24 protein-coding genes and 2 pseudogenes are annotated in these 25,410 nt (G+C 58.5%); 12 read left to right on the top strand and 14 right to left on the bottom strand.

Features of this window, described 5'->3' with window-relative positions:
- Nucleotides 1-182: 182 nt before the first annotated feature.
- A complete protein-coding gene (locus LDO54_RS01695) occupies nt 183-731 on the bottom strand; it encodes a GNAT family N-acetyltransferase (protein ID WP_224005261.1) in 549 nt (182 codons plus the stop codon).
- Nucleotides 732-988: 257 nt separating this feature from the next.
- On the opposite strand from LDO54_RS01695, the pseudogene LDO54_RS01700 reads away from it, so the two are divergent.
- Nucleotides 989-1,540: pseudogene (locus tag LDO54_RS01700) on the top strand (transposase); the annotation flags it as partial.
- 20 nt (nt 1,541-1,560) lie between these two features.
- Here the strand turns inward: LDO54_RS01700 and LDO54_RS01705 are convergent.
- The 4 genes from LDO54_RS01705 to LDO54_RS01720 form a co-directional block, all read right to left on the bottom strand.
- On the bottom strand, nt 1,561-1,812 hold the full coding sequence (locus tag LDO54_RS01705; RefSeq protein WP_224005264.1) for a PAAR domain-containing protein: 252 nt from the start codon (nt 1,810-1,812) through the stop codon (nt 1,561-1,563).
- A gap of 61 nt (nt 1,813-1,873) precedes the next feature.
- On the bottom strand, nt 1,874-2,410 hold the full coding sequence (locus tag LDO54_RS01710) for a hypothetical protein (RefSeq protein ID WP_224005267.1): 537 nt from the start codon (nt 2,408-2,410) through the stop codon (nt 1,874-1,876).
- Between the two features lie 11 nt (nt 2,411-2,421).
- A complete protein-coding gene (locus LDO54_RS01715) occupies nt 2,422-5,130 on the bottom strand; it encodes a glycoside hydrolase family 104 protein (RefSeq protein WP_224005270.1) in 2,709 nt (902 codons plus the stop codon).
- 65 nt (nt 5,131-5,195) lie between these two features.
- Nucleotides 5,196-7,712 (bottom strand): type VI secretion system Vgr family protein, encoded by a 2,517-nt coding sequence (locus LDO54_RS01720; protein WP_224005273.1) that lies wholly within the window; start codon nt 7,710-7,712, stop codon nt 5,196-5,198.
- A gap of 381 nt (nt 7,713-8,093) precedes the next feature.
- On the opposite strand from LDO54_RS01720, the gene LDO54_RS01725 reads away from it, so the two are divergent.
- The 5 genes from LDO54_RS01725 (at nt 8,094) to LDO54_RS01745 (ending at nt 11,176) form a co-directional block, all read left to right on the top strand.
- Complete coding sequence (locus LDO54_RS01725) at nt 8,094-8,720, top strand: tyrosine-type recombinase/integrase (RefSeq protein ID WP_224005276.1); 627 nt, start codon at nt 8,094-8,096, stop codon at nt 8,718-8,720.
- A 113-nt stretch (nt 8,721-8,833) separates the two neighbouring features.
- Nucleotides 8,834-9,163 (top strand): hypothetical protein, encoded by a 330-nt coding sequence (locus tag LDO54_RS01730; RefSeq protein ID WP_224005279.1) that lies wholly within the window; start codon nt 8,834-8,836, stop codon nt 9,161-9,163.
- 91 nt (nt 9,164-9,254) lie between these two features.
- Nucleotides 9,255-9,596, top strand: a complete 342-nt coding sequence (locus LDO54_RS01735) for a DUF6984 family protein (RefSeq protein WP_408583615.1) — start codon at nt 9,255-9,257, stop codon at nt 9,594-9,596.
- 89 nt (nt 9,597-9,685) lie between these two features.
- Entirely contained in the window at nt 9,686-10,240 is a 555-nt protein-coding gene (locus LDO54_RS01740; RefSeq protein WP_224005285.1) for a GNAT family N-acetyltransferase, read from the top strand.
- A gap of 132 nt (nt 10,241-10,372) precedes the next feature.
- Complete coding sequence (locus tag LDO54_RS01745; protein WP_224005288.1) at nt 10,373-11,176, top strand: lipid II flippase Amj family protein; 804 nt, start codon at nt 10,373-10,375, stop codon at nt 11,174-11,176.
- A gap of 183 nt (nt 11,177-11,359) precedes the next feature.
- On the opposite strand, the gene LDO54_RS01750 is transcribed toward LDO54_RS01745, so the two are convergent.
- Together LDO54_RS01750 and LDO54_RS01755 are read right to left on the bottom strand one after the other, a co-directional pair.
- A complete protein-coding gene (locus LDO54_RS01750; RefSeq protein WP_065061726.1) occupies nt 11,360-11,710 on the bottom strand; it encodes a VOC family protein in 351 nt (116 codons plus the stop codon).
- Between the two features lie 128 nt (nt 11,711-11,838).
- Nucleotides 11,839-12,606: an SAM-dependent methyltransferase gene (locus LDO54_RS01755; RefSeq protein WP_224005291.1), complete on the bottom strand. Its 768-nt coding sequence runs from the start codon at nt 12,604-12,606 to the stop codon at nt 11,839-11,841.
- Between the two features lie 351 nt (nt 12,607-12,957).
- Here LDO54_RS01755 and LDO54_RS01760 point away from each other — a divergent pair, with 351 nt between their 5' ends.
- Together LDO54_RS01760 and LDO54_RS01765 are read left to right on the top strand one after the other, a co-directional pair.
- Nucleotides 12,958-13,785 carry a class I SAM-dependent methyltransferase gene (locus LDO54_RS01760; protein ID WP_224005294.1) on the top strand — a complete coding sequence of 276 codons (828 nt, stop codon included), beginning with the start codon at nt 12,958-12,960 and terminating at the stop codon, nt 13,783-13,785.
- 23 nt (nt 13,786-13,808) lie between these two features.
- A complete protein-coding gene (locus LDO54_RS01765) occupies nt 13,809-14,549 on the top strand; it encodes a nucleotidyltransferase family protein (protein ID WP_321867653.1) in 741 nt (246 codons plus the stop codon).
- Nucleotides 14,550-15,305: 756 nt separating this feature from the next.
- Here the strand turns inward: LDO54_RS01765 and tolA are convergent.
- From tolA to LDO54_RS01780, 3 genes and pseudogenes are all read right to left on the bottom strand, one after another.
- Nucleotides 15,306-15,647: pseudogene (gene tolA / locus LDO54_RS01770) on the bottom strand (cell envelope integrity protein TolA); the annotation flags it as partial.
- 90 nt (nt 15,648-15,737) lie between these two features.
- Nucleotides 15,738-16,535 (bottom strand): TolB family protein, encoded by a 798-nt coding sequence (locus LDO54_RS01775; RefSeq protein ID WP_224005300.1) that lies wholly within the window; start codon nt 16,533-16,535, stop codon nt 15,738-15,740.
- A 22-nt stretch (nt 16,536-16,557) separates the two neighbouring features.
- The gene (locus tag LDO54_RS01780; RefSeq protein WP_224005303.1) at nt 16,558-17,007 is read right to left on the bottom strand and encodes a cupin domain-containing protein; all 450 of its coding nucleotides are present in this window, start codon (nt 17,005-17,007) and stop codon (nt 16,558-16,560) included.
- A gap of 97 nt (nt 17,008-17,104) precedes the next feature.
- On the opposite strand from LDO54_RS01780, the gene LDO54_RS01785 reads away from it, so the two are divergent.
- Together LDO54_RS01785 and LDO54_RS01790 are read left to right on the top strand one after the other, a co-directional pair.
- On the top strand, nt 17,105-18,019 hold the full coding sequence (locus LDO54_RS01785) for a LysR family transcriptional regulator (protein ID WP_224005306.1): 915 nt from the start codon (nt 17,105-17,107) through the stop codon (nt 18,017-18,019).
- Between the two features lie 159 nt (nt 18,020-18,178).
- The gene (locus LDO54_RS01790; protein ID WP_224005309.1) at nt 18,179-18,571 is read left to right on the top strand and encodes a hypothetical protein; all 393 of its coding nucleotides are present in this window, start codon (nt 18,179-18,181) and stop codon (nt 18,569-18,571) included.
- 572 nt (nt 18,572-19,143) lie between these two features.
- Here the strand turns inward: LDO54_RS01790 and LDO54_RS01800 are convergent.
- The 4 genes from LDO54_RS01800 to LDO54_RS01815 form a co-directional block, all read right to left on the bottom strand.
- Nucleotides 19,144-20,004: an NAD(P)-dependent oxidoreductase gene (locus LDO54_RS01800; protein ID WP_224005313.1), complete on the bottom strand. Its 861-nt coding sequence runs from the start codon at nt 20,002-20,004 to the stop codon at nt 19,144-19,146.
- 89 nt (nt 20,005-20,093) lie between these two features.
- Nucleotides 20,094-20,924, bottom strand: coding sequence for an oxidoreductase (locus LDO54_RS01805; RefSeq protein WP_224005316.1), 831 nt, complete (start codon nt 20,922-20,924; stop codon nt 20,094-20,096).
- Complete coding sequence (locus tag LDO54_RS01810) at nt 20,921-21,943, bottom strand: alpha/beta hydrolase (protein WP_224005319.1); 1,023 nt, start codon at nt 21,941-21,943, stop codon at nt 20,921-20,923. The genes LDO54_RS01805 and LDO54_RS01810 overlap by 4 nt, the downstream gene beginning before the upstream one ends.
- Before the next feature lie 60 nt (nt 21,944-22,003).
- Nucleotides 22,004-22,330, bottom strand: a complete 327-nt coding sequence (locus LDO54_RS01815; protein WP_224005321.1) for an EthD family reductase — start codon at nt 22,328-22,330, stop codon at nt 22,004-22,006.
- A gap of 175 nt (nt 22,331-22,505) precedes the next feature.
- Between LDO54_RS01815 and LDO54_RS01820 the strand changes: the two genes are divergently transcribed.
- Complete coding sequence (locus LDO54_RS01820; protein WP_224005322.1) at nt 22,506-23,357, top strand: LysR family transcriptional regulator; 852 nt, start codon at nt 22,506-22,508, stop codon at nt 23,355-23,357.
- Between the two features lie 1,583 nt (nt 23,358-24,940).
- Nucleotides 24,941-25,312: a hypothetical protein gene (locus LDO54_RS01825; protein ID WP_224005325.1), complete on the top strand. Its 372-nt coding sequence runs from the start codon at nt 24,941-24,943 to the stop codon at nt 25,310-25,312.
- Nucleotides 25,313-25,410 lie beyond the last annotated feature (98 nt).

Consider the following 25,410-nt stretch of genomic DNA (forward strand, 5'->3'; position numbering starts at 1 on the left):
GATAGTCGAGCAGCCTCAACGCCTGCTTTCGGAAAATGTGAACGTCCCTTGCTGGTCCACGCGGACTCTCGCCTCAACTCGATGTGCGCCACCCTACGCGATGCGCATGAGTCGGCATCCGGCCAGTTTGGGACGTTCGACGGCAAGCTATAGATTGGTGACAATCCGAGTCGTGTGTCGATCTAGATTCGACGGTCCCTTCCGAGCAGTCCGTATAGCGCACTATCCGACACTTCATCGCCATCTATCCAGCGTTCGCGCAACAACCCTTCGCGGACAAATCCAAGTCGCTCAAGAAGACGAGCCGAGGCTACGTTGCGCGGGTCGATATCGGCCTCGATACGGTGCATGTTTAGCGTACTGAAAGCGTGTTCGATAAGCGCGGAAGCTGCCTCATTCATATATCCCTTTCCCCAGTGGGCGCGTTGTAGACTAAAGCCTATCTCGGCACGTCGGCATTGCTCATCCGCATGAAAAAGGATGCAAGTGCCAAGCAATTCACCGGTTGCCTGCGATTCCACCACACAAATGCAGTCCTTTCCATCGGTGGACGTTTTCGATAGACGCGAGACGCGGTCCACCGCTTGGTCCAAGCGAGTCATTGCTGGAAAAGAGAAGCGCATGGCGTCTACATCTGACCACATCACGAATAACGCTCGTGCGTCTTCATCACGAAGCGGCCGCAGAACAAGCCGTGTTGTATTCAGCGTAACGGGTTTAAATAGAGGCATGACGTGACGCGCACTGGAAGGAGGTGATCCCGATTAAAGCATATTGGGCTGCCGATCAAAAATTGCACACGAGGAACATGTGGCGGAGCAGCGTTTGTGCGGCTGATCTCGATGCCTTTCTTTGTTGCCTCGATCTCTTTTATGCCGTTTGCATACGATGCATCGAGGCGCCATTGTGGGACGGAATGCGGCCGAGAGTGTGTCAAAACCCGCGCGATCACCTAGACTGAATCAACCTGTTAGCACGAGAGGCGGAGATGGGGCGATTTGTCGAAGGTGCAAGCCGCAATCAGACGACGTTGCTTCCGGAATGTCTCGAAGACTTTATCGCCGAAGACAATCCCGTCCGGATAGTCGACGCATTCGTAGACGAGCTCAATTTGGCTTCAATGGGATTCGGAGGCACCACGCCCGCGACTACGGGCCGACCGTCTTACCATCCAGCTGTTCTGCTCAAGCTCTATATTTACGGCTATCTCAATCGCGTGCAGTCGAGCCGACGTCTGGAGCGCGAGTGCCAGCGCAATGTCGAACTCATGTGGCTGACCGGTCGCCTCGCACCGGACTTCAAGACGATTGCCGAGTTCAGGCGCAGCAATAGCGCCGGTATTCGCAACGTATGCCGGCGCTTCGTGGTGATATGCCGTGACCTGAAGCTCCTCACGCAAGCTGCCGTCGCCATCGACGGAAGCAAGTTCAAGGCGGTCAACAGCCGTGACAACAACTTTACGCCCAACAAGATTGCAAGGCGTCAGGAACAGATCGAGAAAAGTATTCAGCGCTATCTGGATGCCCTGGAGACGGCTGATCCCGATCGCCATTTCGCTCTCTAAACCAGACTGGATATCAGATGGCATCCACATGTTGCCCGGTGTCCATGTCGGGCAATCGGGATACCTCCGTCAGTCATTGATTCATCGCCTTCCTCGATCACGTTCGGTTTGGTATTGGGATGCTTAGGGCACGATACCTCATCGCCCTTTCGGGCAACAAAGCGGCCATCGAAGCTCATTGTTGACGACGCCGTGATGACCTTGCCATCGTGGTCGGTGTCGTCGTCAAGTCGAATGAGGTTCATCATTCTCGTTACCATCCATTTCCCGAAATATCCATACGCTACCAATGTCGACGCGAAACATTGTTCAACGAAGCTGGCAACCGTTAAGAGTCTTGGTGACAGGAGATGCCTTTTCGCCGTCATCACTAAGGAGGAACATTCTTTCCCGACACTCGGCTGGTCTGCCTGCAGTCTCATCTATCTGATATTGAGCAATCACAAGCCTGCTGTCCGGGCGACTAATTAAATCAGTTACATATGTACGACCATCGCTAGTTTTTGTCGGCTCCGCCCCATCGGACGAGAACATATCTAACGCCTTTGAGTCGTTACCTGTGTCTAAATCAGACAATGTATAGTACCGGCATTCAGTTCCACAGCTATGAAGTCCAATATAGTATTTTCCTGCGAAGTTGACCCGTGGGGGGGATACCGCTTTGCCCATGTCGTCTCGCCATATGCCGTCAGATTTCACGTAATAAGACGGGATATGGAGACGACCCGTGTAGACCACCGATGGATAATCAGAGAATTTGGGGACGCCAGCATCATCTGCCGCAAATACAGGAGAAGCAGATATTACAATAAAATATGCAATAATGGTTACAAGTTTCGAGCGCATCGCAACTCCAGTTATTTAATTAAGGCATCCAAGCCACCCACAGGGACAGCCAAGTCAGTTTTCCCATTCATTTCTTCATCAAGGTATTGAGCGAAACTCTCGCTTACGATTTTCATGTCGACACCGCCTTGGCCGTATACATCTCCCGGCAAGCTGGCCCACTCCTTGTTGCAACTGTCGTTGATAATAGCTCTTTGAATGTCCCCTTTCTTTATGTCTTCAAGGGCATGCCGCTTAAATTTCAGCAATATCACGCAAAACTTATCCTGCGATGCGGGCGTGAAGTCCATGATGCCATACTGCTGTCGATATGCGACATAGGTAGGGTCATCCCACGTATAGCCCATTACTTGATAAGCCCCTGCAGCCGTTGAACTATAGGTCTTGTTTTTTGAATTCGTTCTCGTTATCAGTATTCTTGGATGGTCACTGAAGGTCCTTCCGTAATTCTTTATGAAAGACTCTCCGCCGAATAACCTCTCGTATCCGGCTTCACCGATAGTCCCTTCACCAACCCGGATTGTCCGGAGAAACGCTCGCACACGGGCCTCCTCCAAAGTAAGTCCATTTGATGCGAAATTTCCTATCAGCCCGATTGGATGCAGGTGATAGACGACCGGCGAAGCCGGAAATCCCTTCACCGCGCTGACCTTGTCCCACCACTGGAGCTTCGTGATGCGCTCCAGCTCAGTTTGCCAAATGCCCTTGTGCTCCTTCATCAGCGACGACAACTCGTCCCACTTGCCCATGCTGCCGCCCCATTCGCTCTCGTAACGCACGATCAGATGCGAAAGTGCCTCGGCCAGCCACGGCGTGCCTTGGGCCTGCGCCAGCTCCGCCGCCGTGATCGTGCCGTTATCGTCATGGTCGATCGCCTTCTCGAGCTTCGTGATCAGCGGGCTGCCACTTACATCCAGCGCGGCTGGCTTGAACTCATCCTCTTCGCTATCGAACAGTTCCCGCTTGACGTAAAGGGAGCGCTTGAATGCGTCCACGATCGAGACGCTGGTGTTATCGACGATCTCGAACCCCGGCCACTCCCACGGGCTCCGCCAGGCAACCTCCGGATGATTCTTGCTGCAAATCCATCCGGTCGTGCTTTCGCCTTTGCCCGTCCCGACCGTGATTTCCCACCATTTATGCTTCTGGTCGTCCTGCGCCGAAGGGAGCTGCTGCAACTCGCCTGGCGTAAAGACATCCTGAAATGCGACCGCCGGCCCCTGTGCGTTTGCGATCTTCAGCGGGAAATCAGACCACCCGGTGATACCGCCCGCAGGCACCACCTGGCCACCCAGATTCCGCTCAACCCACAGCGGCGAGCCCTCCGGTGCGCCCTGCGCCTGATGCGTTGACCCATGGCCGTGTCCGTGCGCGCTCGAAGTCGGCATTCGCATGGGTTGTACTTTCGTCCACAGGCCGCTCGTCGGCGCACCTTCGACCGGTTTTAACTTCAGGCCCTGCGCAACGGCCTGCGCAGGCTTCGGAAGCGGGACGAGCTTCGCGCCCGGCGAAACGACCAGCATGGTTTTCTCTGAATCCGGTGCGTTCTTTGCGCGCGCCGCGCTTTTCTCAATGAATGCCTTGAGCGGGTCGCCCGCAAAAACCTCAAGGTGCAGGAGTGGTCGGGAAGCCTGTGGCGGCAGCTGGGATGTGTCGCTGTAGCGCAGATAGTGGCCCGGATACCCGATCCGGTCGCCCGCCTTGACGGGGAAGGGTGGGTCGAGCACGACCACCGCGTCAAGCGGACTCGGTATCGTCTCGGAATCCAGTTCGCCGAGAAATACCCATCCGGTCGCCGCCGCTGCGGGCGCATCTTCTCCCGCTGTCTTCCCAACGGGGGCGCCTTTCAATACCTTCGAGATCCGCGCCCAGCCTTTATTCGCCGTACCGGCAACCGTGATCTCGCTGCCCTGCGGCAGGATGCCGAGGATCTTGCACCGGCTATCAGGAAGCTCGCGGATGTGAAGGCCGGTAATGGCGGGAATCACCGCGGGCGGCTTGTAGTTGTTGCTGATGAGATCGCCAATCGGGTCGGCGCTCGTAGCCTGCTGCCCGGCCGGCTCGGTCTGTTTGTCGTGCGCCTTGCTGCCGACGATGAACTTCTGGTCGCCTTTCCAGTACTGCATGTGCTGGACCGCGGGCGTCCCCTTGTGGGTCGCCGCCTCCTTCTGCGCGGAATCGTAGTGATCCCAGTCGAGCAGATGCATGTAAAGGCTGTAGAACTCCAGCACTTCGTCGGCGGCCGGTGCGCTCTCAGTCGACGCCGAAGGGGACGTCGATGAGGCAGACGATGCTGGCGAGGTCGACGTTGACGATGCCGGTTTCGGCGTGGCAGGCATCACAAGCTTGTGGCGCACCAGCACGAAGCTCGTCGAGTACAGGGCCTTGTGGCCGTCAGCGTAATCGAGTTCGGGGTACTTGCTGTCGAGCCGGTACGCGATGATCTCACCATCGGCAATTGCGCTCACGCCTGCGTCCTGCTTGAGCATACCGGCCGTTTTGCGGTCGAAATGGATACCACCGTGCCAGATCCCGTTGGCACCGAGCGGATAAAACCCGTCTTCGGCCTTGCCCAGTGCATCCAGGTAAGGTTGCGGGCTGCCGGTCGCCTTGTCGTTGTTTGGCGCAAACGGGTATCGCCATTTCAGTTGCGGCCGCACCGGCTGCGGCTGCGTGGCTGCGGGAGTGGCCTGGGGCTGCGTGGGACTCTGTGTACTCATGGCGTGTGCTGCGTTCTTGTGGTTCTGCCGTATGGTGATCGTTGGGGTGCCGGTCGATGCAGCGTCTAGCCGGAGTAGTCGAGCAGGTGCCCCGGTTTCGATGCAAGATTGCCGGGCGTGGCCAGCGTGTTCGCCAGCTTCGACGAAGCCGCCGAGGGCTTGTCCCACGACGCGCACTTCTCGAGAATCTGCCCTGCCGTCCCGTTCTCGATCAGGTTCGGCCCGATCTTGATGTATGAACCGCCCGCGCCGATCCAGACCTCCTTGTCAGCCGTCAGCACGAGCCGCCCATTGGCGCTCGTGATCGTCAGGTCCTTCAGCGCGCTCAACGCCATCGCGTCGGTCTGCGCCTGGAGTTCCACCTTGCCCTTCGCCGCGAAAAGCCGGATGCCCGAGTTCTGCACGAACAGGCTGATTTTCTCCGCCACGCTCACAATCAGCGACTTGCCCGTGGCGAGGTGCGTGTTCTGCCCGCTGACGATATTCACGTGTTGATCGGCCGTCACCTGTGTCGACTGCTGCGTCGAGATCGCCACGCCCGCCGGGCTCGCCATCAGCAGGACCGGCTTCGCGAAGCCATTGGCGCTCCCCGTGCCGCCTCCCGCAGTCTGGCCTCCCGAAGCACTGGCCGCCACACTGTGCTGCGTGGCGTCGGTGAAGGCCTTGAGCGCGTCCTGCCCCGGTTGCAGGCTCTCCGCCCGCGCCGCGACGCTCGCCTGCGAAAGCGTTTCAACCAGCGTCTCAGCACTCACAAGCTGCTGGCTGGCCTGGGTGGCGTTCAGCGGCTGCGCAACCGACGTGGGGTGAGTCGAGACATACAGCCCCTGACCAGCGCGAATCGCGCCATAGGCGTCCGACTTCAGGTCAAAGCCGTTGCCGAGAAAAGCGCCACGCGTGTTGTCCGAGTGCTGCACCAGATATCCCAGGTGCAGATGGGACTGGCTACTCGTCGAGTACAGGTGAATACGGTTCTGCGCCGTCGAGTCATCGAAAAGCAGCTGGTTGTAGCCATTGCCGCCATACTCCTTCGACCGGTGCCCAGACAGCAGCCCGTTGGTGTTCCAGACCGGCGGCGTCGATCCCCCGTGCATCCGGCTCAGGATCACGGGGCGGTCACAGTCTCCCTCCATGAACCCGACGATAACCTCGTCGCCCGTGCGCAGCGGAAAATGGCCACCGCGGCGCGATCCTGCATCGGGAAACGCGGCCCGTATCCAGCACGACGACTGCTCGTTGCGCTCGTTGCGGCGGTTCCAGGGCAACCACACCTTTACGCGGTTCAGCGCGTCGGTATAAACCTCTTCCTTCTGCGGTCCTGCCACGATCCCCGACTGCAACTGCATGACCGGTTTTGCATGTTCGAACTGGCTCCTGAACGCCACCCGACGTCGCTGGGCCTCGATATGCACATGGAAAAATCCTTCGCTGCCGTCTTCATGCAGGACCGCGTCGCCAGAATTTGTCCTCGCGGCCAGCTCGACTTCGCCACCGAGACCGCCCTGCAACTCAACCACGCCTTGCGTGCCCGGCAGGTTGTTGCGGATTGTCCACTCGACAGAGAGGATCGCAAACTGCCGGTCCTGCTGCGGCTCGGCGTCATGCACGGGGTGGTTCTCGAGCTCGAACCAGTAACCCGGCATCGCACTGCGCAGCCCGCCCGCTCCCACGAACCGTTTCATGCGCGACAGTCGCTCCTCCAGCCGGACAGACAGCAACCGCTCACGCTGGCTGCTGTCCGAACCGCGGTAGGCGCCGGTGTAGTCGTATATCTCACCCTGTGCAGGCAAGCCGCCTGCGTCCTCGCCAACCGAACCGTTCGCTTCGTTGGTCGAGGCTTCGCGCCTGTAGTCGAACGTGCGTGTGGTGAGTTGCTCGCTGTCGATCTGAAGCCGCTCATTCCACTGCGTCAGGCCGTCCGTTTCTTGACCGATGCCGTGGCGCGCAAACCGGACCGTCTGGTCGCGAAGTTGCGGCACTCCGTACAGATCGTCCGTCAGCATCAGCGTGTGGGAAGTGCCGTCCGGAGCCTGCTCGAAATAGCCGAAGACACCGACCTCTTCCAGATTGCGATGGACGAAATTCCAGTCGTATTCATACTGCACACGGTTCGAATATGACGGCAGGGGCCGGTATGTCGTGAACCGGTAGGCGCCCCTGGCCTGCTCGTGTTCATTGAACACATCGGTGAGAATCTGCGTCAGCGACTGTTCCTGCCAGTCACGCATGTCGCGCCTGAGCCGCAGGAAGTACATCCAGGACGAGAACCGGAGCTGATAAAATTCCAGCGCGCCGTTCGCTCCGAGGCGGCTGAACTGGTGGACGTAGCCGTGATGGGGCTGATAGCTGCCATCCGTCTGCTGTATCCACAGCGTGACGGGCTGGCCGATCAGTGCCTTGAGCTTGATCTGGCTGCCATGCGTGCTGACGGCATCGACCACGAACTCATAATCCCGGCCAAGACGCGAGGTGCCCCGCACATGCAGGGGAACGAGCCAGTCCGCCCCGAGCGGGGTATCGAGCCGGATCAAGCGGTTAGTTTGCACATATGCGCTACTCAGCGTATCCAGAAGTCCGTCGCTCATCCCGTTTCCCCGGCCTGGGTCTAAAGAAACCGCTCATTCACGACGCATGCCGCACAGGCCGCGGACACAGTCAAAATAATCGGAAAGCGGTAATCCGCAAAATCGCATTTCCAGCAAAGATTATCTCGTCAGGAAACGCGACCCCGCATTTTAATGTGAAGAATGCGCTTTCTGGAAACTGGTGCGCAATATCTAACGGAGAGGATTATGAAATTATGCAACAGGCATATCACGACCGGATCCTCGCGGCTCTCATATGACTCTCCGTGCACTGTTGCGGAAGCCCGCTATCGCGCGCGGTGAATGCCCTCGCGGGAGCGCTCGTTATCCAGCGGCACGAGGCGCAAACTGGTTCTCCTTCCGCCGAAAAGGAGAATCGTCATGGAAGCCATTGCTAACGGCAGCGCTCCGCGCACGCCGTGGAACAAGGGAAAGCTGACAGGGCAAAAGCCGCCACTCAAACTCAGGGAAATCTGGGCGATCCGTATCCGCCTGCAGCTGGCGTCAAAAACGAGAGACCTCGCTATGTTCAACCTCGCGATCGACAGCAAATTGCGGGCGTGCAATCTGACCAAGTTACGTGTCTCGGACATCTGCCTGGGTTCGCAAGTGGCGAGTCGGGCGACTGTCATACAGCAGAAGACGCAGCGGCCAGTGCAGTTCGAAATCACGGAGCAGACACGCGCGAGCACCGAGGCGTGGATTCGCGCGGCGGGACTTTCTAAAGACAACTATCTGTTTCCCAGCCGGATCCACGGTTCTGCTCACATCTCGACGCGGCAATATTCCCGGCTGGTCCATCGCTGGATACGCGCGATCGGACTCAACGACTCGGCTTACGGGACACATACAATGCGTAGGACCAAGGCGTCGTTGATTTACCGTCGCACGAAGAATCTGAGGGCGATTCAGTTGCTTCTCGGCCATAGCAAGCTCGAGAGCACGGTGAGGTATCTTGGTATCGAGGTTGACGATGCGCTTGAGATGGCGGAGCAGACTGATGTATGACCGACGCGGCCGGGCGGCGATGGGGCGCTGTCCGGCCATGAGCGGACGCTCGACGCATTGGGCTGGATCGTCGACAATGTGTGCGGGTCGAGGAATGCGAGGAAATCATGCGCTTGTGGGCCAAAGCCAACTCTCGGGAGTGGGCAAACATAGAATCGGTTCTGATCCTTGGACTGACCGACGGGGTACTACTCATTCGGTACTTCTCTTTTTCAACTCGCGATGTTGAAGGGGATCACTGGTATTCAAGTTTGGACGAGGCCAAGCAAGATGCTGAGCAAGAGTTTGGTATCGAGCCGACTGCATGGCAAGCCATGCTCGACGAGAAAGATGAACTTTACCAACTGAGCGTGATGCCGATCGCCGGATACTCGTACGATACGGATAATGCTGAATGGATCGCATCTAACTTCGGCGATTATTCACCGAAACCGGGGCACTGAGTTAGGCACGATCGGCCATGATGGGACAGGCGACATCGCGACCTGAATCATCAACAATTGTCGTTTACAAACGCGTCGGCAAACCATTGCGATGAAGTTAAGACCTCCGTCCTCCTCGGAAACAGCCCTGATTGAACATATGCTTCGATCATGCTCGCTGGCGACAACACCCCACGATATGCGGCAGGAGTGGTTGATCGAAGAGTTGAACGATGGATCGATGGGCAGCATTCGGTTTCATTCGAGAGATGCCGAAGGGCGCCAACTCGGAGCGGACCTTTGTCAAATGACTTTCCCCGACGCGGATGGGGTTCCTGTCGTCGCAACTCTGTCCTTAGATAATTTTGGACAATTGTTCGAACTCGACATCTGGAAAGCGGATTTCTCGGCAGTTCAACGTTTCCCCCTTTCCCTCGCTGACGGAAGCTTCTGACAGAGTCCGGCCATGAAGCGACGTTCGACAGCCGGTCAAGGATTGGCGACAATCCGAGCTTGGCAAATGGACATTTGCAAGGGATTGGGATGGAAGATCGAGTTGAGCTACTGACGGAACGCCTGCGTTTGCGTCGCGCGCGACCAGGTGATGCCCCTGTCCTGTTCAAGAACTACACCGGAGCACAAAATTGCTCACGCTTCTTGCAGCGGCGCGCCCACGAGGATGTCGCTCGCACCGAGACGATGCTCGAACAGTGGTGCATCACCGCCTGGCGTGAACCTGGTGCGCCATTTTCCTGGGTCATTAGCACACTCGACGATGATGAGCCGATTGGCGTATTTGTCGTAATCCCTGAGGGACACAAGATTGAAATCCACTTTGGGATCGGCGAGCGATTCTGGGGACGCGGACTTGCAGTCGAGGCTGCCCGGGTCGCTATGTCGGCACTCTGGCGCTCGCCTGACGTCCAAAGAATCTGGACGGTGTGTGATGTTGAAAACACGGGCTCAAAACGAGTTTTGGAAAAACTGGGATTTCAGTGCGAGGGGACGTTGCGGAAATGGTTGGTGCTTCCAGCGTTCGGAAATCTCGCGAGAGATTGCTACGTATTCTCCAGCATGTCTCGCCGGGAAGTTAAGTAGCACTTGCAATGCTGGAGCCTCGGACCGAGTGCGGCCAGTTCCAGTCAGTCGATCAGTTGGCCAAGATCGCCGACAATCGGGCCAGGAGGTACTCCGGTAGACTTCGGTTCTTGCTAACCTTGCGGCGACATCATGGACACCCAGCTTTTGATTATATGCGGGCTCACATTCGTAATCCATGTGATCGCGACGCTCGCGTATGCGGTGCGGATTGCTGGCGTTCGCACGCGCCGCATCGCCGGTTCATTTTCTCTATTCGCGATCGTCGCCCTAATTTCCCGGACGGCAAACTCCTTTCAGGGACCATTCATAGCGAAGCGGGTTGAGATCGATATTGCTCATCACATGGAGCATGGTCTCTTAAGCGATTTTCGGCTTTTCCTGCTGACCGCCACTGTGGCGAGCACAGTCGGCGCGTTTCTGATTCCTACGTTCCAGCGTTACTTCAGCCGCGCCGTCGATCACTTTCAGGAAAATCGTTCGATCCCTCGCCTGCTACTCCATATTTTCAGTCGCGGGGGCGTCAGCTACATTCGGCTTGGAGCGCGGCTACCTTCGCGACACAATGTCACCCAATTGGCAACTGGAGCAGGCGTTTCCTGGAAAGTTATAGGACTGAACGTAATCGCGATGGCGATCTGGACAGTCGGGGTTTTCGCGTCCCTTTATGCTGGATATTTGAAGCCTGACTTGCGGGTTACGTGCGCAAACCTCTCATCCGTTATCAATGGCTTCGCGACTGTCGTATTGGCGGTCGTCATTGATCCGCAAGTTTCAGTGATGACGGACGACGTGATCGAAGGCCGGATTTCGGAAAATAGCTTTCGGCGCGCCATTACAACTCTCGCGGGCGCCCGCGTCCTCGGGACACTGTGTGCGCAGGCGGTGCTCGTTCCGGCGGCGTTGATCATTGTTCGCATCGCCGAACTCATTTAGCGTGGGACCAGCACTGGAAGCCGCGGACGCCTCTCTCGCGCCACACTGAGCCATATGTGTCGGGCAGCGTGCGGCCATGAAGGGACGGTCGACAACGCGACCTGAATCGTCAATCCTCTGGAGCTGGTCTGCAAACTGCTCATCCGGCCGCGCGCCGCTCGTGCCCTGCACGTTGCATGTTCGCTACCCACGCAACCCAATACAGTTGCCCCAAGGGTCGCGCACCATACACATTTGCTTGTTGTCTTCGATACGGCCCGGTCCGCGGTACAACGTCGCTCCCACTGCCAGTAAATGCGCCAGCGTATCGTCGAAGTCTTCGACAGCCCAATAGGCGACCGTACCAGCCGCTCCTGACGACAACTTCTCATCGGAAGGGACAATCTCAAGACTGATGCCGTTGAAGTCAAGACAGGTGAAATCGAATTCGCTCAAGCGTCGCCGTTCCGAGCCGCGAAATGCTGACTGGTACCAATCGATCGCGGCCGCTACATCAGGGACATAAATGAGCACTGCGCATATGGGTGAGTTCATCGAAGCCGTTGGGTCGGGTTGTTTGTGGTGATACTGGATGCCGACTGCAAGGACGGTCGGCACCCGAGGGCAGTTGCTCGCCCCAATCGCACGACTGATTTGATTGGGGTTAGATTGATTAACAGGCGTCAATCACGCGCAAGCAAGTAGTAGCCAAAGCCGAGTGTTGCGCGGCCCCATTGCAGGTAGCCACTGTGCCAATCCTGCATTCGCTTTAAAAATGCCACAGCGTCGGGATCATCAGGGTTCGCGGCAAGATACTGCATCATTGCGTCACAGTACTTGCCTTCATAGTCATCCCATTCATCGTCGCTGCTCGTTGCAGTTCGGACGAGGTTGTAGCCGAGTGCACGGGCTAGCTGAGCGTTTTCCGCATGTGTGCCGAATTCATCAACGGTTCCACCAAGAAGCTCCAGATATTCTTGAGAAGGAGCTTGCTTCCAATAGCCTTCGGCGACCAATAGCAGCCCATCGGGCTTGAGCCATCCGCGGCTGACACGCAGGCATTCCTCGAATGAGCCAAATGCATGCGTCGAGCCAACGCAAAGGATGGCAGAATATCCTTCCTCTGGTCGAGCGTGTTCAAGCAACGGGGCGTTGATCAAGCTGAGCCGCGAATCAGCTGGACACTCTTGCTGAAAGGACGCTTGCGCCTCATTCAGGAAATCCTGGTTGATGTCGACGCCAACCCCGCGCGCCGACGACATGCAAAGCACGTCCCGTAATACGCTTGCTTTACCGCAGCCTGCATCAAGCACGATATCATCGGCAGATAAGTTACAGGAGAGGCTTCGAATTAACTCACAAGCCTTGCGCCGCGAAAGCGGACTGAGATAACGGTGGTTACGATGTGCGATTGTCGAAAAACGAAAGGGATCGTGGTTCGTGCTGGTCATGATTCTCTTGCGAAAAGGAACTGATGGATGCTTTCAAAATCGTTTCGCGAAAAGCTTTCATACACGAACCTCCCGGATGCTTTCGTTTGTACATTTGGGCGAGTCTACCGCGTTTCGCAACCGGCCAAATTTCGGAATCGAATGGCTGATTCCGGGGCCTTCGGATGGCTGTTTGGGTGGCGAAGCTCGCCGGTCGACTGGGCCGCGGTAACCATGAGTACTCCGCCAACTTCCGCGCGCGGCCATTTTGAGGCGTTCGACATTGTGGTCTGGTTCGTCGACAATCCCCGTCGGGTTCGGGACCCGAACGTCACCAATGCACGAGCCAACTAACAATCGAATCTCGCAAGAATGACCTCGCACGCAGAAGTCTATTTGAAAGATTTTCACCAGCGCCGGCCAGGAGCAACGCGTCGAGCTTATGGCAATCAGGCCGCACGATCCGCGCAGGCAGAATACCCTTCCTCCTATCACGCACTGGCGAATCGTGTGCCGAATAAAGCGACTTCGCGAACCGTGCTGGATCTAGCATGTGGTGATGGACCGTTGTTGAAGATTCTGAACGACAGAGGCCATGCGGCCACGAAACTGATCGGCATAGACATGAGCGATGGAGAGTTGGGCGCGGCTCGGAGAATATTGCCGCGCGAAATTCGATTGCTCAATGAGCGCGCACAAGAACTTTCGCTCGAAAGCGGCTCGGTAGACTATGTGCTGTCGCACATGGCTCTCATGCTAATGGACGATATTGAACAAGTTGTTCGAGAGATTCACCGCGTTTTGAGTGAAGGCGGCAGCTTTGCCGCTATCGTCGGGAGGACTTTTTTGACTGGAAAGGTCGGCGAAGTTTTTTTGGATATATTCAAGCCGATTGCGAAGACACAGCTCGAACAGTTACGACTCGGTGACGCGCGCACACGTAGCGAAGCTGGTTGGCAGAAGTTGCTAAAGCCTCATTTTGTTGATGTCTCTTTTGAAGACATCGAAATCCGCTGGACGCCTACACCCGAGCAGCTCTGGCTGGACATGTTGGAGACCTACGACGCCGACCGGCTGTCGGAAACGGCGCGCGCACAGTTCAAGAGCGAACTGTTGGCAGCGTTTGCGCCCATGCAAGGCGAAGACGGCAAGTTGCAGACAGGATGGGGCCTGCGTCTTGTTCAGGCCACGTCGGCTTAGCTGCGAGATTGAACGACGGCTTCATGGTCATGTTGATCCGGTCGTCCACCGCAGCTCGCTCCGACGCGACGCATGAGTCAGTAGCCAGCCATGAGCGGCCGATCGACGGCGACACCTGTTTCGTCGACAATCCTTTGGAAATGTCGCGAGCGTTGCATGGCGACGATGCACTTTCGGGGAGTTACGTGCAAACAACCAATATGCATAGCCGGCTTGTGACCGTTGCACGTGAATCGGAATGGTTCTGGTCCGCGCTCGTCGCAGTGCGCAGTCTCAATCTGGCCTCGTGGTGTATAGGTGCTGGCGCTGTTCGCAATCTCGTGTGGGATTCGCTGCACGATTTCCGGGCTGCATCTCAGTTGTCGGATATTGACGTCGCACACTTCGACGCTTCCGATCTCTCAGACAAGAGCGACGCGGATATTCAGCGGCGATTAAATCGTATTCGTCCGAACACACCGTGGGAGGTCACCAATCAGGCCGCCGTGCACACATGGTTTGAAGCGACTTTTGGTCATTCGGTCTCGCCGTTCGCTTCGCTGGAGGACGCTGTCGCGTCGTGGCCCGAGTTCGCGACATCTGTCGGGTTAACGCTACGCAAAGACGACTCGATCGACGTAATTGCACCGTATGGGCTTGACGATCTTTTTGCTATGGTAGTCCGGCGAAACCCGGCACGGGTCAGCGTCGAAACTTACCGAAAGCGAATCGAACAGAAGCAATATCAAAGGCGTTGGCCGCGCGTAACGATCGTGCCAAGCTGACGGTCGTGCGGATTGATCACCTGCTGTGGAGCAGCACGACCGCCAGGATCGCCCTGCGATATGCCCGTCGCATAGGTCGACGACCGGCCATGAGGAGACATTCGACGCTGCAAGCTGAATCGATGACAATCGCCGTTTCAACATCCCGCTTCTGCAAATTAGCTTATGTCCCGGCCTCCTCGCCAGCCCGACCTGATTGTGAACTTCACCCTAACAGAGCACCGATCAGACGGATCGCTGAAGGAAGTCGTTTCAGGCTACCGTCCGACCTACAAGGTGCGCGCGGGCTACTGGTCATCTGCCCATCACGAATTCGTGTACGCCGCGACCGTCTGCACTGGGCAGCAATGTGAAGCAGAGGTTTGGCTTTTATCTCCCGAGGCATACCCACACACGTTTTGGCTCGGTCGACGCGTAGAAGTAGTTGAGGGGGCAAGAATTGTAGGCGTTGCAAGCGTCCTGAAAATTGTCAATCCACTGCTCGAATTGAGCGCCGATGGCTGAGTCAATCAGTGCCGGGAGGCACACTCGCCAAACGGCTTCAGTCGGACATGAAGAGCCATTCGCTCGCGGTGCGGTTTGGCCACTCCGATGTCGGAGCCGCCCAAAGAGCAGACCTTCGCTGGCTGCAATCAGGGGCAGCGCTACATCCCCAGCTGCACTTCCGAGAGGCATTTTTCTGCTCGTCCTGATACGTCTTGTTGATGTCATCTGCCCGAGCGCCTGGAAGGGAGCAGTTGGCGGAACTTCATTGTCCTAGCCTGCCGGGCGAAGCATGATCGTGAAACTCGCAGGCGTTTTTCCATTGGAATCTTGTGGCATCGGGTCCGACCGCTTAACGGCGCGCAACGCAGCGTCGTCCCACTTGGAATTGCCGCTGCTACTCGTGATCGTCACGGAAAGCAGCGTGCCCGATGGCGCACAATGGACTTCCAGGATAGTTTCGAGGTTCTGCGTTTCGCCGGCCCAGACGATATTCGGGCGAACGCGCCGCTGAACCTTTTCCGAGTAGCCAGAACCTGCGGCATCTGCGGCCGGCCGAAGTGCGGCACTATTCCCCTCAACGCTCTGAAGCGCCGCCATCTCGGCGCGTGTTTGGTCGCCGTCGAATTCCCCTAGCACCTTGATTTCCTTGCCTTCTGGGCTTATCAAGACGTAGGGATCCCACGATCCATGACCTTCCATATATCAATGTTGGTTCGCCACGAGATAGCCTGCGTATTTGCCGTGTTGGACAACCGCGAATCCATTGCCCTTTGTGACGAACCGCTCGTGACCGCCCTGAACCGGGACGGCGTGAATCGCCCCAGATGTCACCCATGCTGCTGTGCTGAAATAGAGCGTCGAGCCATCCGGAGAAAACTTAAGTGAGTTGATGCCAGATAGCTCGTTCTCCGGATGCGCCGAATGTGCCGCTGTAACGATCTTCGTGAGCGCATGGTCCGATATGCGAATCACGTACACGTCGCTTAGAGAGCCGCTGTTAAGATCATTCGAATCTGTATTTTCGCGAGGACGCAAGCGCGTGAAAGCGACTTGGGTGCGATCCGGGGATATAACCGGACTACCGTCAGCGCCCGTTTCTGTGAGCAGTTCGGTCGCACCGGATGCGCTCACGTAGACGAGGTTTCCGTGCTGGGTAACGACGGATTGAGCGTGGGCCGCCACTACAGCAAGCACCAGCGCGGATGCGAGGATCGTTCGTTTCACGATATTCACCCTGTTTCCATCAGGCACTGACGATCCACGCAGAGGAATATGCGCGCGGACCTCGTCAAGATAACACTTCCGGTATGCGGCTATCTGGGCGCCGGGCGCACCTTCGCGGAACGACTGACGGATCTTGACTCTCACTCTCATCGCATTTGCGCACTCAGCGTTTGCCGTCCAGCGGCCGTAAGTGGCTGTCTCGTGCGACTGCTTACAATCGGCGGATTCAACCACGAGCGGACCTTCGACCGTGTCGTCCAAATCGACGACATGCATACCCGTAATCGGCTATCCGTGCTCATATGCCAACGATCACCTGCCGATTTTGTTCGCAGATGCGCCGCACAGCCTCGATATCATGGGGCGTCGGCAGCGCAGCCATCGCGCGAAAGAATGCGTCGTGACCTGCCGGCGCGGATATCAGCAGCAGGCGCGCGTCGCCGTCCGCCTGATTGTTGAAGCCATGCACGTCGCCGCGCGCGACCGTAACGACTGCTCCTGGGGATACGTTCTGAACGGACTCGCCGATCTGGAACTCGAGCGAGCCTTCCAGCACCACGAAGGTCTTGTCCTCGTCCAGTGACCGATGCGCAGGTGCGCCGCCGCGTGTTCCGATTCGCATTTCCATCACAGTGTATGGAGCGTCGACGACACCGCTCGTGTCCGTGTCGCCCCTCCCGGCGATAACTCGAGTCTGCATGTTGGCGAAGGATAGTACGACCGAGGGCGTGAAGATGGCGGATTTCATCGAAGTCCTGACGTGGGGTTAAGAAGCGCCAGTCTGCGCCCTCCCGGAGCCTTCGATAAGACCGCTAGAATGGCGGCTCCTGCCAACGAGATGGACAATGGATATCAATGGCTCTCTCGCCTTCGTAGCCGTCGTGGATTGCGGCTCGTTCGCCGGCGCCGCGCGCGAACTGGGTGTGCCCCGCTCGACCGTGAGTGCGCGCGTGGCCGCACTGGAGGCGCGGCTCGGCGTGCGGCTACTGCGGCGCTCGACGCGCCGGCTCGCGCTGACCGACGACGGCGAGGCGTGGTACGCAAGCGTCGGCGGCGCCATCGCAACATTGCGCGACGCCGAGCGATGCGGGCTCGCCGAAGGCGCGACGCTGTCCGGTACGATCCGCCTCAGCGTGCCGCTCGACTTCCCTGACGCCGTGCTCGCCGACGCCATCGCTGCGTTTCTCGACGCGCACCCGCGCGTGCGCGTCGAGGTGCACGCCAGCAACGACGTCGTCGATTTCGTCAGCGACAAGTTCGATCTTGCAATACGCGGCGGCAAACCGGGTGGCAACGACTCGGTCGCGCGGCGCATCGCCGGTTTCCGCATGGCCGGGTTTGCCAGTCCGGCGTGGCTCGCGCAGCACGCGCGGAAGAGTGCTCTCGACGCTGGCGATGCGCCAGAGCGCACTGTGACGGCGCCCGGCTCATACGCCTCACACTCCTCGCTCGCCTTCTCCACGCGCGCGGATCGTACCGGGGGCACCCACGCGAGCGTCAAGGCGAACAGTTTCGGCTTGCTAAAGCAACTGGCGATACGTGGCACAGGCGTGGCGACGCTACCCGCGCATCTGTGCGTGGACGCGCTTGCCGCCGGCACGCTGGTCGAGATCGACGCGCCAGTGCAGGCCGCCGCCCAGCAGGGCCTCTACCTCGTCTATCCGTCGCGCGGCGACATGAGCGCGCGCGTGCGCGCGTTCGCGCAGTACCTCGGCGACGCGCTGGAGCAACTCACGGCGGCGTCTCAAAGTGTCTGCTGACGATGCGGGTGCACCGCGGCCCGCCCACACGGGAATGGACTCAGTTCGGCCAAAACCGGCCGTTCGACGCGACACCTCGGATCGGTGACAATCATGGAGCGTTGGCTCAAGCGATCCGACACCCTGAGTGTTTCATTACAGCTACCTTAAAGGCGCGAAATGAAAACTGATTGGCGATTGATTCGTGATGTTTTAAATGCAGCTATCGACAGTTGCGAACGTTTGGAACAAGCAGGTTATACCGAAGAGCATCGCAGTCGCACTGTTCAGGTGAACGGACGGCAAGTGAGTGTGCAGGAATTTCTGGTCAGTGCGTGGACATTGCCAGAGAACGCTCGATACGAAGTAATCCGGGCCCGGCATGACGAGGCGCTCGATCTCCCTTATGTTCCAGAAGCGGCCCGGATTCTCACCGCGGTAGCTGCCGCATGTGCGGAGCTTATAGGTGCCGGGGAGACGCCACCGGCCGAGCCGTATATGCGAGGCATGATCAATTGGTATCGGGACCACTTCGATACTGGCGTGCAACGCGCAATTTCAGCGACACCCTAAGTCTGTACCCGGCCAAACGCGGTCATTGACCTGCAATGTAAAAGCAGACGTTCGATGGCCGTTTCTGGATGGACAACAGATCTTCGTTGATGTGACGAATGCGGCTTCGGCGCGCTGGGCGCAATACCCCGACCATCAGTCGCCGTGGCCACATTGCCCGCTTCCGCACCCGAGCGAAGCATGAGTCGCATGACGATGCGGTTGGGCCGTTCCAGGTTTACCAGGTGATAGGTGTAAGCGACACGGTCTAACGCGCTCGTGATGTGTTGGGTGAGGTCATGTCGTGTGCGCGATCGACTCCCGGCAACAATGCTTCGAAATCGACATGCTCGGCCATTGCGCGATTACCTTCGTCACCGGGGTGCAGATGATCGCCAGAGTCGTAGCGCGCGAATCCGGGCTGGATGGGTGCGATCCCGCAGGGCAGCATCGAAGTCAATGACCGCGTCGAATTCGCTACTGTAGCGAATCCAATCGCTTACCTCGTGGCGCAGGGTGTCCTTATTGCGCGCCGAACTCCTCCGCCAAATATTGTGATTTGACTGACCTGCCCGAGGCCGCTGTAGCGTCGATCAGTGGTTGTGCGCGGACGGATCAACTGTCAGCGCTGCGATCGCAGACCAGTCTTGATCACCCATGCCCGCTTCGACCGTTTCGGCCATCCGGCCATGTACCGCCGCGAGCATCGGCAACGCGCGGCCAGCCTGTTCTGCCGCTTCGGAGGCAAGACGAAGGTCCTTCAAACCGAGCGACGCCTTAAAGCCCGGTTGGTATTCATTCCGAATGATGTTACCGGAATAGGTCTGATAAGGACGGCTACCGAACAGCGTTCCCAGGATCAGCTCGAAAAAGCGCTCTCGCGAAAGCCCGTTTGTCTCGGTTAGAACTACGGCTTCTGCCATCGCCTCGATCGCCATGGTGATCATCATGTTGCAGGCGATTTTGGCGGCATAGGCCGTAGGCGGCTCTTCGCCCATGTCCCAGACGCGTTTGCTGATAACTTCCAGGGCCGGCTTTACTTTTTCCAGAGCTGCTGGTGCGCCAGCGGCGAGCACGTTGAGTTCACCCTTTGCGGCAACGTCTGGTCGCCCCAGCACTGGCGCGGCCACATAGCCGACACCTGCCGCACCGTGAATCTCCACCAGCTCCCGTGCGAACGCCACGGAGATCGTCGACGCCACGACGTGCACCAGGCCCGGCCGTGCCTGATACAACAGATTCGAATCCAGGAGAACACTGCGGATCGCCGGGTCATCGGACAGCATCGTCAAAGCAATGTCGGCCTGCAATGCTTGCGCAGGTGTCTGAACCATGCGCACACCTTCGATATTCCCGCCAGAGCGATTCCACGCGGTGACGGTATGACCGGCAGAGACCAGATTGCGGGCGATTTCCCGGCCCATTGCGCCTAGACCAATTATTCCGATTTCCATTTGATTCTCCTGGTAAATAAACTGCCAAACGAGCTGGCAAATGAGCCTGTAAGCGCGCGAGGCCCGGTCCGAACAGAACCTGCCGAATTTCAACCAAAGTCGGTTGCAATGGCGACCCGACGCCACGCGTCGATGTCTTCGCGAATTGCCACCAGCTTACGATCGGCAATGCCGTAGGCGACCGGCCCCAAGGGTAGGTGCAACGGTGGCGCTTCGCTGTCGACAGCCCGCAGCATCACGTCAACAGCCTTGGCCGGGTCGCCCGGCTGCTTGCCGTTGTTGCTGTCGCGATAGACGCGTCGCTGGCCCGCTGTCTGGTCGTAGTCGCTGATCCGACGCCGCGCCACTGCGATCGAGCGCCCAAGAAAAGCAGTCCTGAACGGCCCAGGCTCGACGATGATCACGCGCAGCCCCAACGGCCGCACTTCCAGGTCCAGCGCCTCGGACAGGCCCTCGACTGCGAACTTGGAGGCGCCGTAGTAACCGGAACCCGCCGCCCCGGCAATTCCTGCCGTAGAGGACAGATTGACGATGCGCCCGCCGCGTCGCCGGCGTAGTTCTGGCAACGCCGCGCGGGTGACCTCGATCAGCCCGAAAACATTCACGTCGAACATCGGCCGGTACTCGTCGGGCGTACCTTCTTCGATCGCTCCGAACAGGCCATAGCCCGCATTGTTGACCAGCACGTCCAAGCCGCCGAAGACTTCGATCGCTAGCGCCACTGCCGCCTTGGCCTCCTCCGGTTGCGTGACGTCCAGCGCGCACACACGTACGGTATCCGGATACTGCTGGGCCAGTGCCTGTAACGCCTCCACGTTGCGTGCCGTCGCCACCAACTGGTCCCCTCGCGCCGCTACGGCCTGCGCGAGGTGTTGACCGAGGCCGCTGGAACAGCCGGTAATCAGCCAGGTCTTTTTCACGATTTTCCTTGCACCGGGTTCGCTGCTTCGGTGCGTTCGGTGTGTTGGATAAGCCAGTTCAACACCGGCGCCAGCGCTTCGTCCGAGTTCTTCTCGTAGATGAGCCCGTGGCCGTTGCCGAACACGCCGTGGTCGGGCAGATGCAGCACTTCGGCCCGGCTGCCCGCTGCGTTGAGTTGCTCGACTGCGGGTCGACTCGCAGCGGCGAAAGCGGACGCCTCCGCGGTGACGGCGACGATCGGCAAACCGGCGAGCGCGGGCAGCCGATGTGTACCCGGCTTAGCCGCGCGCAGCGCTTCAGGCGACGCGACCGGCGGCTCCCAGTTAAGCGGCGCCGCCGCGAGGCCCCAGGTCAGCGTCCCGATATTGGGAATCTCCGCGAAAGGCGGCCCCATCGGTTCGATCGCGACGATCGCTTTCACGAGTCCCGGCCGGCGATCGGCCACCAGCCAGCCGACCGGCCCCGATGCCGAGTGCGTTAGCAGGATCGCCGGGCCGACCCGGTCCAGCAGCCTCGCGATCCGGTCTGCCTCCATGTCCTCGGAAAACGCGAGGTCGGCGGGAAGCGGGCCATAGCCGGCGATGAACTCGTCCATCGCGGCTTCATCGTCACGGGCAAACGGCCATTGAGTGTGCTGAGCTTCGTATTCGGCCGGGAAGTAGATATCGCGACCGTGTTCATAGGAGAACGCCGGCCCCATCGGCCCCATCGTTTCGACGTGGAAGGGCGAGCGTCCTTGTCCCGGACGGTCGGCGACGAGAACGGCATAGCCCGCTTCCACGAGGCGCTGTGCCCAGCCCGGCCGGCCATCCGGCGTGTCGAACCACTCGGTTCCCTGATAGCCGCCCCCATGCAGGAGCACGATCGGCCAGCGGCGAGTCACCTGCTCCGGGGCTTCCCACTCGACAAACAGCGGACCGCATTGATAAGTCTCTCCGTTCCGTTCGATCCGATCGCCCGGAATCCACATGTGACCGCGACGCACGGTGCGCGGGGAAGCATTTTTCCAGAAGGCCAAGGTCATTCTCCTGTCTTTGAAGTGAGGGGCGCGTGGCGCGCGAGTGGTGGATTGACTTGATCAGAGCCGCGCGACGCGCAGGCGTATCGGGGAAATGTCGGTGAACGCCGGAACGTCGGCCATGACCGTCACGGTCTCCGGCGATCCGAACGCGGCTTCTATGGCCGCCTCGTCGCGAAAACTGCATTCGCAGATCGCCAGCGTGCCGGCGCGGGTGCCAACCTGCGTCGGCGCCGGAAAGAAAGCCTCGACGCGTTCGAGTCCATAGCGCCGCCATGCCTGCATCACGAGCGGCAGGTGATGTTGGACGTAGTAGCGCCGGTCGAAACGGTCGGTTGGCGCGCCCTGATAGGTGACGTACACGATGGGTGATGCGATCTGCGACATGACAATCTCCGTTCTGCCCGGTTTTCCGATTCCCTCGCGCAACCTGACGGCTTCAGCCCCGCGCTGGGTCGCGCGGTCGTGATGACGTGCGACGGATCGAAGTCTCGCAAATTCATTTTTGTTCGGCAATTGAATATAATGAACGACAACCGTTCATTTTTGTGGGTGCGTGAACATGGAGTGGAGCGATGTCAGGATTTTTCTCGCAATCGCGCGCACCGGGACGCTCGGCGCCGCCGCACGCGCGCTGAATCTCAGTCATCCGACCATCGGGCGACGGCTTCGCGCGCTCGAAGAGGCGACGGGACAGGTGCTGTTTCAGCGAACCGCGGATGGTTTTGTTCTGACCGAGGAAGGCACCGCGATCCTGCCGCTCGCCGAGCAGATGGAAGAGAGTGCGTTGACGATGGAGCGCAGGTTGACTGGCGAGCAACAGAAGCTCGAAGGAACGCTCAAGGTGTCGTCGGCCGACTGGTTTGGCGCCTACGTCCTGCCGCCGGTGATCGCCGAATATTCGCGCGCGTATCCGCTGGTCGAAATCGAGGTGCTGACAGGCACGCGCCTGTTCAATCTGGCGCAGCGTGAAGCAGACGTCGCTTTCCGCATCGTTCCATTCAACGCGCCCGACATCGCGCAACGACGACTGACCAGGATGCGATATGGCGCCTACGTGGCCACCACCAGCGCCGATCCCGTGGAAGGCGACGGCACGGGGCACCGCTTGATCGCGATGGATACCTCGACCGGCAGCTTTCCGGATATTGACTGGCTAAAAAATCGCTTCCCCAACTCCAGTGTCGTATTGCAGTCGAATAACCGCAATGTCCAAGCACAGATGTGCGGGCGAGGTTTGGGCCTTGCCGTATTACCGCGTCCTGTCGGAGATCAGCTCGGCACCATTCGGAGGCTCGATCTGAGCGAAGAGCCGCCGAGTCGGGAGATTTGGATGGGCTACCATCGCGACCTCAGGCGGCTTCATCGACTACGCGCTTTTGTAGACCTCGCGGTTAAACATTTAGCGGACTAGTCAATGGGTGCTATTCATAGCGAAGTGTAGCGGCTCACCAGCCGGCTGCCCCCTGACTTTCAGACCATTGCTGCGCCTCCTTGCTTCATGGCCACACGCAACTGCACCAGCAAAATTGCTGCGATCGCCGCCGCGTTTAATGAGTGCCGCGGGGCGCAAGGCAAGTGATTGCAATGCTCTGAAAGCGGACTGACACAGCCACGGGGCTTGTAGGTCCGCAATGGGTCGCGCTGAGCCGGTCCCCGCCGCGACGCGCGCCTGCGCTACGCATGGGTCGGTAGCCGGCCAAAACCGGACAGTCGACACCGGTAGGTAGATCGATAACAATCGTGGCTACACAGCTGCTCGGTGCATCTACAGATGAAAGTATCACGAGATTTCGGAATCGTTGTCCGACGAACCGCACTCACGGCCAAGAATGTCGATCTCTCGCAGATTATGGTCGAATTCAATTTTCGGACATATTTTGACGAATCTAGCAATCTGATTTCACTTGGTCCGTTTTTTGGCGGGGATGCAGCAGACGAGTGCATGAGATCTTTGGAAAAGCTCGGGCTCGCCTATATCGACGACTTTTTCATCTTCGAAGGGTTTGTGCCCGATTGGTGTTCAGTCGAGGTACTCTGAGCACGGCTGCAGACGAAATGCTTCCGAACGGCCACCAAGAGACGTTCGACAGCCGATTATTGATTGGCGACAATCTGAGCTTAGGAACTGGAAATCCGCGGAGGCTCGAACTGAGCTGCTGACAGAACGCTTGCATTTGCGTCGCACGCGACTAGGGGATGTTCCAGTCCTATTCAAGAATTACACGGATGCGCAGAATTGCTCACGGTTCTTGCGGCGGCACCCACCAGGATGATCGATGCTCCAGTGCGGGTCTCGCGACAAAAAAAGAACGCCACCCAATTGAGAGGGAGCAATGGACCAAAATGAATTTTTCTGGATTTCTCAACGTTTGTCCCCCGCCGAAGTATGCGCACACTTGCTCGCCCTTGCCGTTGTCGAATTTAGCTATACCCCGAACTCAACGATTGCTCTTGAACTAGATGGCACGGCGGGGAGGCTCAAAGATAGCGGCCGCGGAATGAGGTTGACTCCAGATATCGGCGATACGCTCGGACATGCCGAGCGAGCAATGACCGGATTTTACCCATGCACCCCAAAGAGTTCGGAACTTGACCTCATCCTCAGGGAGCTGGTTTGGGGGAAGCACGGCTCACCGGGGCCTTCGGTCGCCAATGCCGCCTGTAAGGCACTCAAGTTCACAAGCATGAGGGATGGCGAAATTTGGTCGCAGAGCTACGTCTGGGGGAAGCCATCTGGTCCAGCCGAACTGCTTGGCTCGACCGAGACGACCGGTACCGTCATTGAATTTGAGACTGCTGAACCGATTGATCAGGTCGCCGTGGCAACGGTGGTAGGCGCACTATGTTCCCGAGTGCCACGAGTTTCAATCGTCCTTCGCACGCAAAGCTCGGGACCGTCCACGGCCATGAACGGCCGGTCGACGGCGTAGCGTGGATCGTTGACAATCGCGGGAACTATAAAGGCGCAAGCGTCCTGCGCCCGGGAACGAAACGATGAAAGAGCATTGGCGACTGCCTGTGGCAGCCTCTGCGTTACTGAATAGCCCTGAATTTGTGGTCCTCCGCCGCCGCGAGTGCGCGTTGAGGCTTTTGCTCGAAGCCGACGATGGAACCAGCAGGGAAATTACGCTGCAGTTCGCCGGCGTGGAGTCCTACAAGTGCACTTTTATGACGTCGTGTACTGCGGCCATGTTCAACCTCGCGTATGGGAAACTCGTGTCTCTCAATAGTACGTGGCTAGACGAAGTCCGAAGTACTGGAAAGAAGGATGCAGCGAACATCCATGCGTTAAAGCATTTGATGATCACCTTTGATGATGGGCCATGCTACGAAATCATTTGCCGCTCCTGGAGCGTCAATGAGTGACTGTTGTTTAGCGAGTCGAGTTCCCCCACGGGGCGTTATGTCTCTTGCGTGAGAGCCGCATCTAACGCGATCGTCGGAGGGCGGCCGAGGCCGTGTGA

Origin of the sequence: Paraburkholderia tropica, assembly GCF_914484835.1 — a bacterium.
Classification (GTDB): Bacteria; Pseudomonadota; Gammaproteobacteria; order Burkholderiales; family Burkholderiaceae; genus Paraburkholderia; species Paraburkholderia tropica_A.

Excerpts from the sequence above, each read along its gene's own strand:
- LDO54_RS01760 (WP_224005294.1), top strand. The coding sequence starts at position 12,958 with ATGACCTCGCACGCAGAAGTCTATTTGAAAGATTTTCACCAGCGCCGG.
- LDO54_RS01775 (WP_224005300.1), bottom strand. The coding sequence starts at position 16,535 with ATGCATGTCGTCGATTTGGACGACACGGTCGAAGGTCCGCTCGTGGTT.
- LDO54_RS01710 (WP_224005267.1), bottom strand. The coding sequence starts at position 2,410 with ATGCGCTCGAAACTTGTAACCATTATTGCATATTTTATTGTAATATCT.
- LDO54_RS01705 (WP_224005264.1), bottom strand. The coding sequence starts at position 1,812 with ATGATGAACCTCATTCGACTTGACGACGACACCGACCACGATGGCAAG.
- LDO54_RS01755 (WP_224005291.1), bottom strand. The coding sequence starts at position 12,606 with ATGACCAGCACGAACCACGATCCCTTTCGTTTTTCGACAATCGCACAT.
- LDO54_RS01780 (WP_224005303.1), bottom strand. The coding sequence starts at position 17,007 with ATGAAATCCGCCATCTTCACGCCCTCGGTCGTACTATCCTTCGCCAAC.
- LDO54_RS01745 (WP_224005288.1), top strand. The coding sequence starts at position 10,373 with ATGGACACCCAGCTTTTGATTATATGCGGGCTCACATTCGTAATCCAT.
- LDO54_RS01695 (WP_224005261.1), bottom strand. The coding sequence starts at position 731 with ATGCCTCTATTTAAACCCGTTACGCTGAATACAACACGGCTTGTTCTG.
- LDO54_RS01820 (WP_224005322.1), top strand. The coding sequence starts at position 22,506 with ATGGAGTGGAGCGATGTCAGGATTTTTCTCGCAATCGCGCGCACCGGG.
- LDO54_RS01790 (WP_224005309.1), top strand. The coding sequence starts at position 18,179 with ATGAAAACTGATTGGCGATTGATTCGTGATGTTTTAAATGCAGCTATC.
- LDO54_RS01735 (WP_408583615.1), top strand. The coding sequence starts at position 9,255 with ATGAAGTTAAGACCTCCGTCCTCCTCGGAAACAGCCCTGATTGAACAT.
- LDO54_RS01720 (WP_224005273.1), bottom strand. The coding sequence starts at position 7,712 with ATGAGCGACGGACTTCTGGATACGCTGAGTAGCGCATATGTGCAAACT.
- LDO54_RS01725 (WP_224005276.1), top strand. The coding sequence starts at position 8,094 with ATGGAAGCCATTGCTAACGGCAGCGCTCCGCGCACGCCGTGGAACAAG.
- LDO54_RS01825 (WP_224005325.1), top strand. The coding sequence starts at position 24,941 with ATGAAAGAGCATTGGCGACTGCCTGTGGCAGCCTCTGCGTTACTGAAT.
- LDO54_RS01765 (WP_321867653.1), top strand. The coding sequence starts at position 13,809 with ATGGTCATGTTGATCCGGTCGTCCACCGCAGCTCGCTCCGACGCGACG.
- LDO54_RS01740 (WP_224005285.1), top strand. The coding sequence starts at position 9,686 with ATGGAAGATCGAGTTGAGCTACTGACGGAACGCCTGCGTTTGCGTCGC.
- LDO54_RS01815 (WP_224005321.1), bottom strand. The coding sequence starts at position 22,330 with ATGTCGCAGATCGCATCACCCATCGTGTACGTCACCTATCAGGGCGCG.
- LDO54_RS01800 (WP_224005313.1), bottom strand. The coding sequence starts at position 20,004 with ATGGAAATCGGAATAATTGGTCTAGGCGCAATGGGCCGGGAAATCGCC.
- LDO54_RS01750 (WP_065061726.1), bottom strand. The coding sequence starts at position 11,710 with ATGAACTCACCCATATGCGCAGTGCTCATTTATGTCCCTGATGTAGCG.
- LDO54_RS01715 (WP_224005270.1), bottom strand. The coding sequence starts at position 5,130 with ATGAGTACACAGAGTCCCACGCAGCCCCAGGCCACTCCCGCAGCCACG.
- LDO54_RS01785 (WP_224005306.1), top strand. The coding sequence starts at position 17,105 with ATGGATATCAATGGCTCTCTCGCCTTCGTAGCCGTCGTGGATTGCGGC.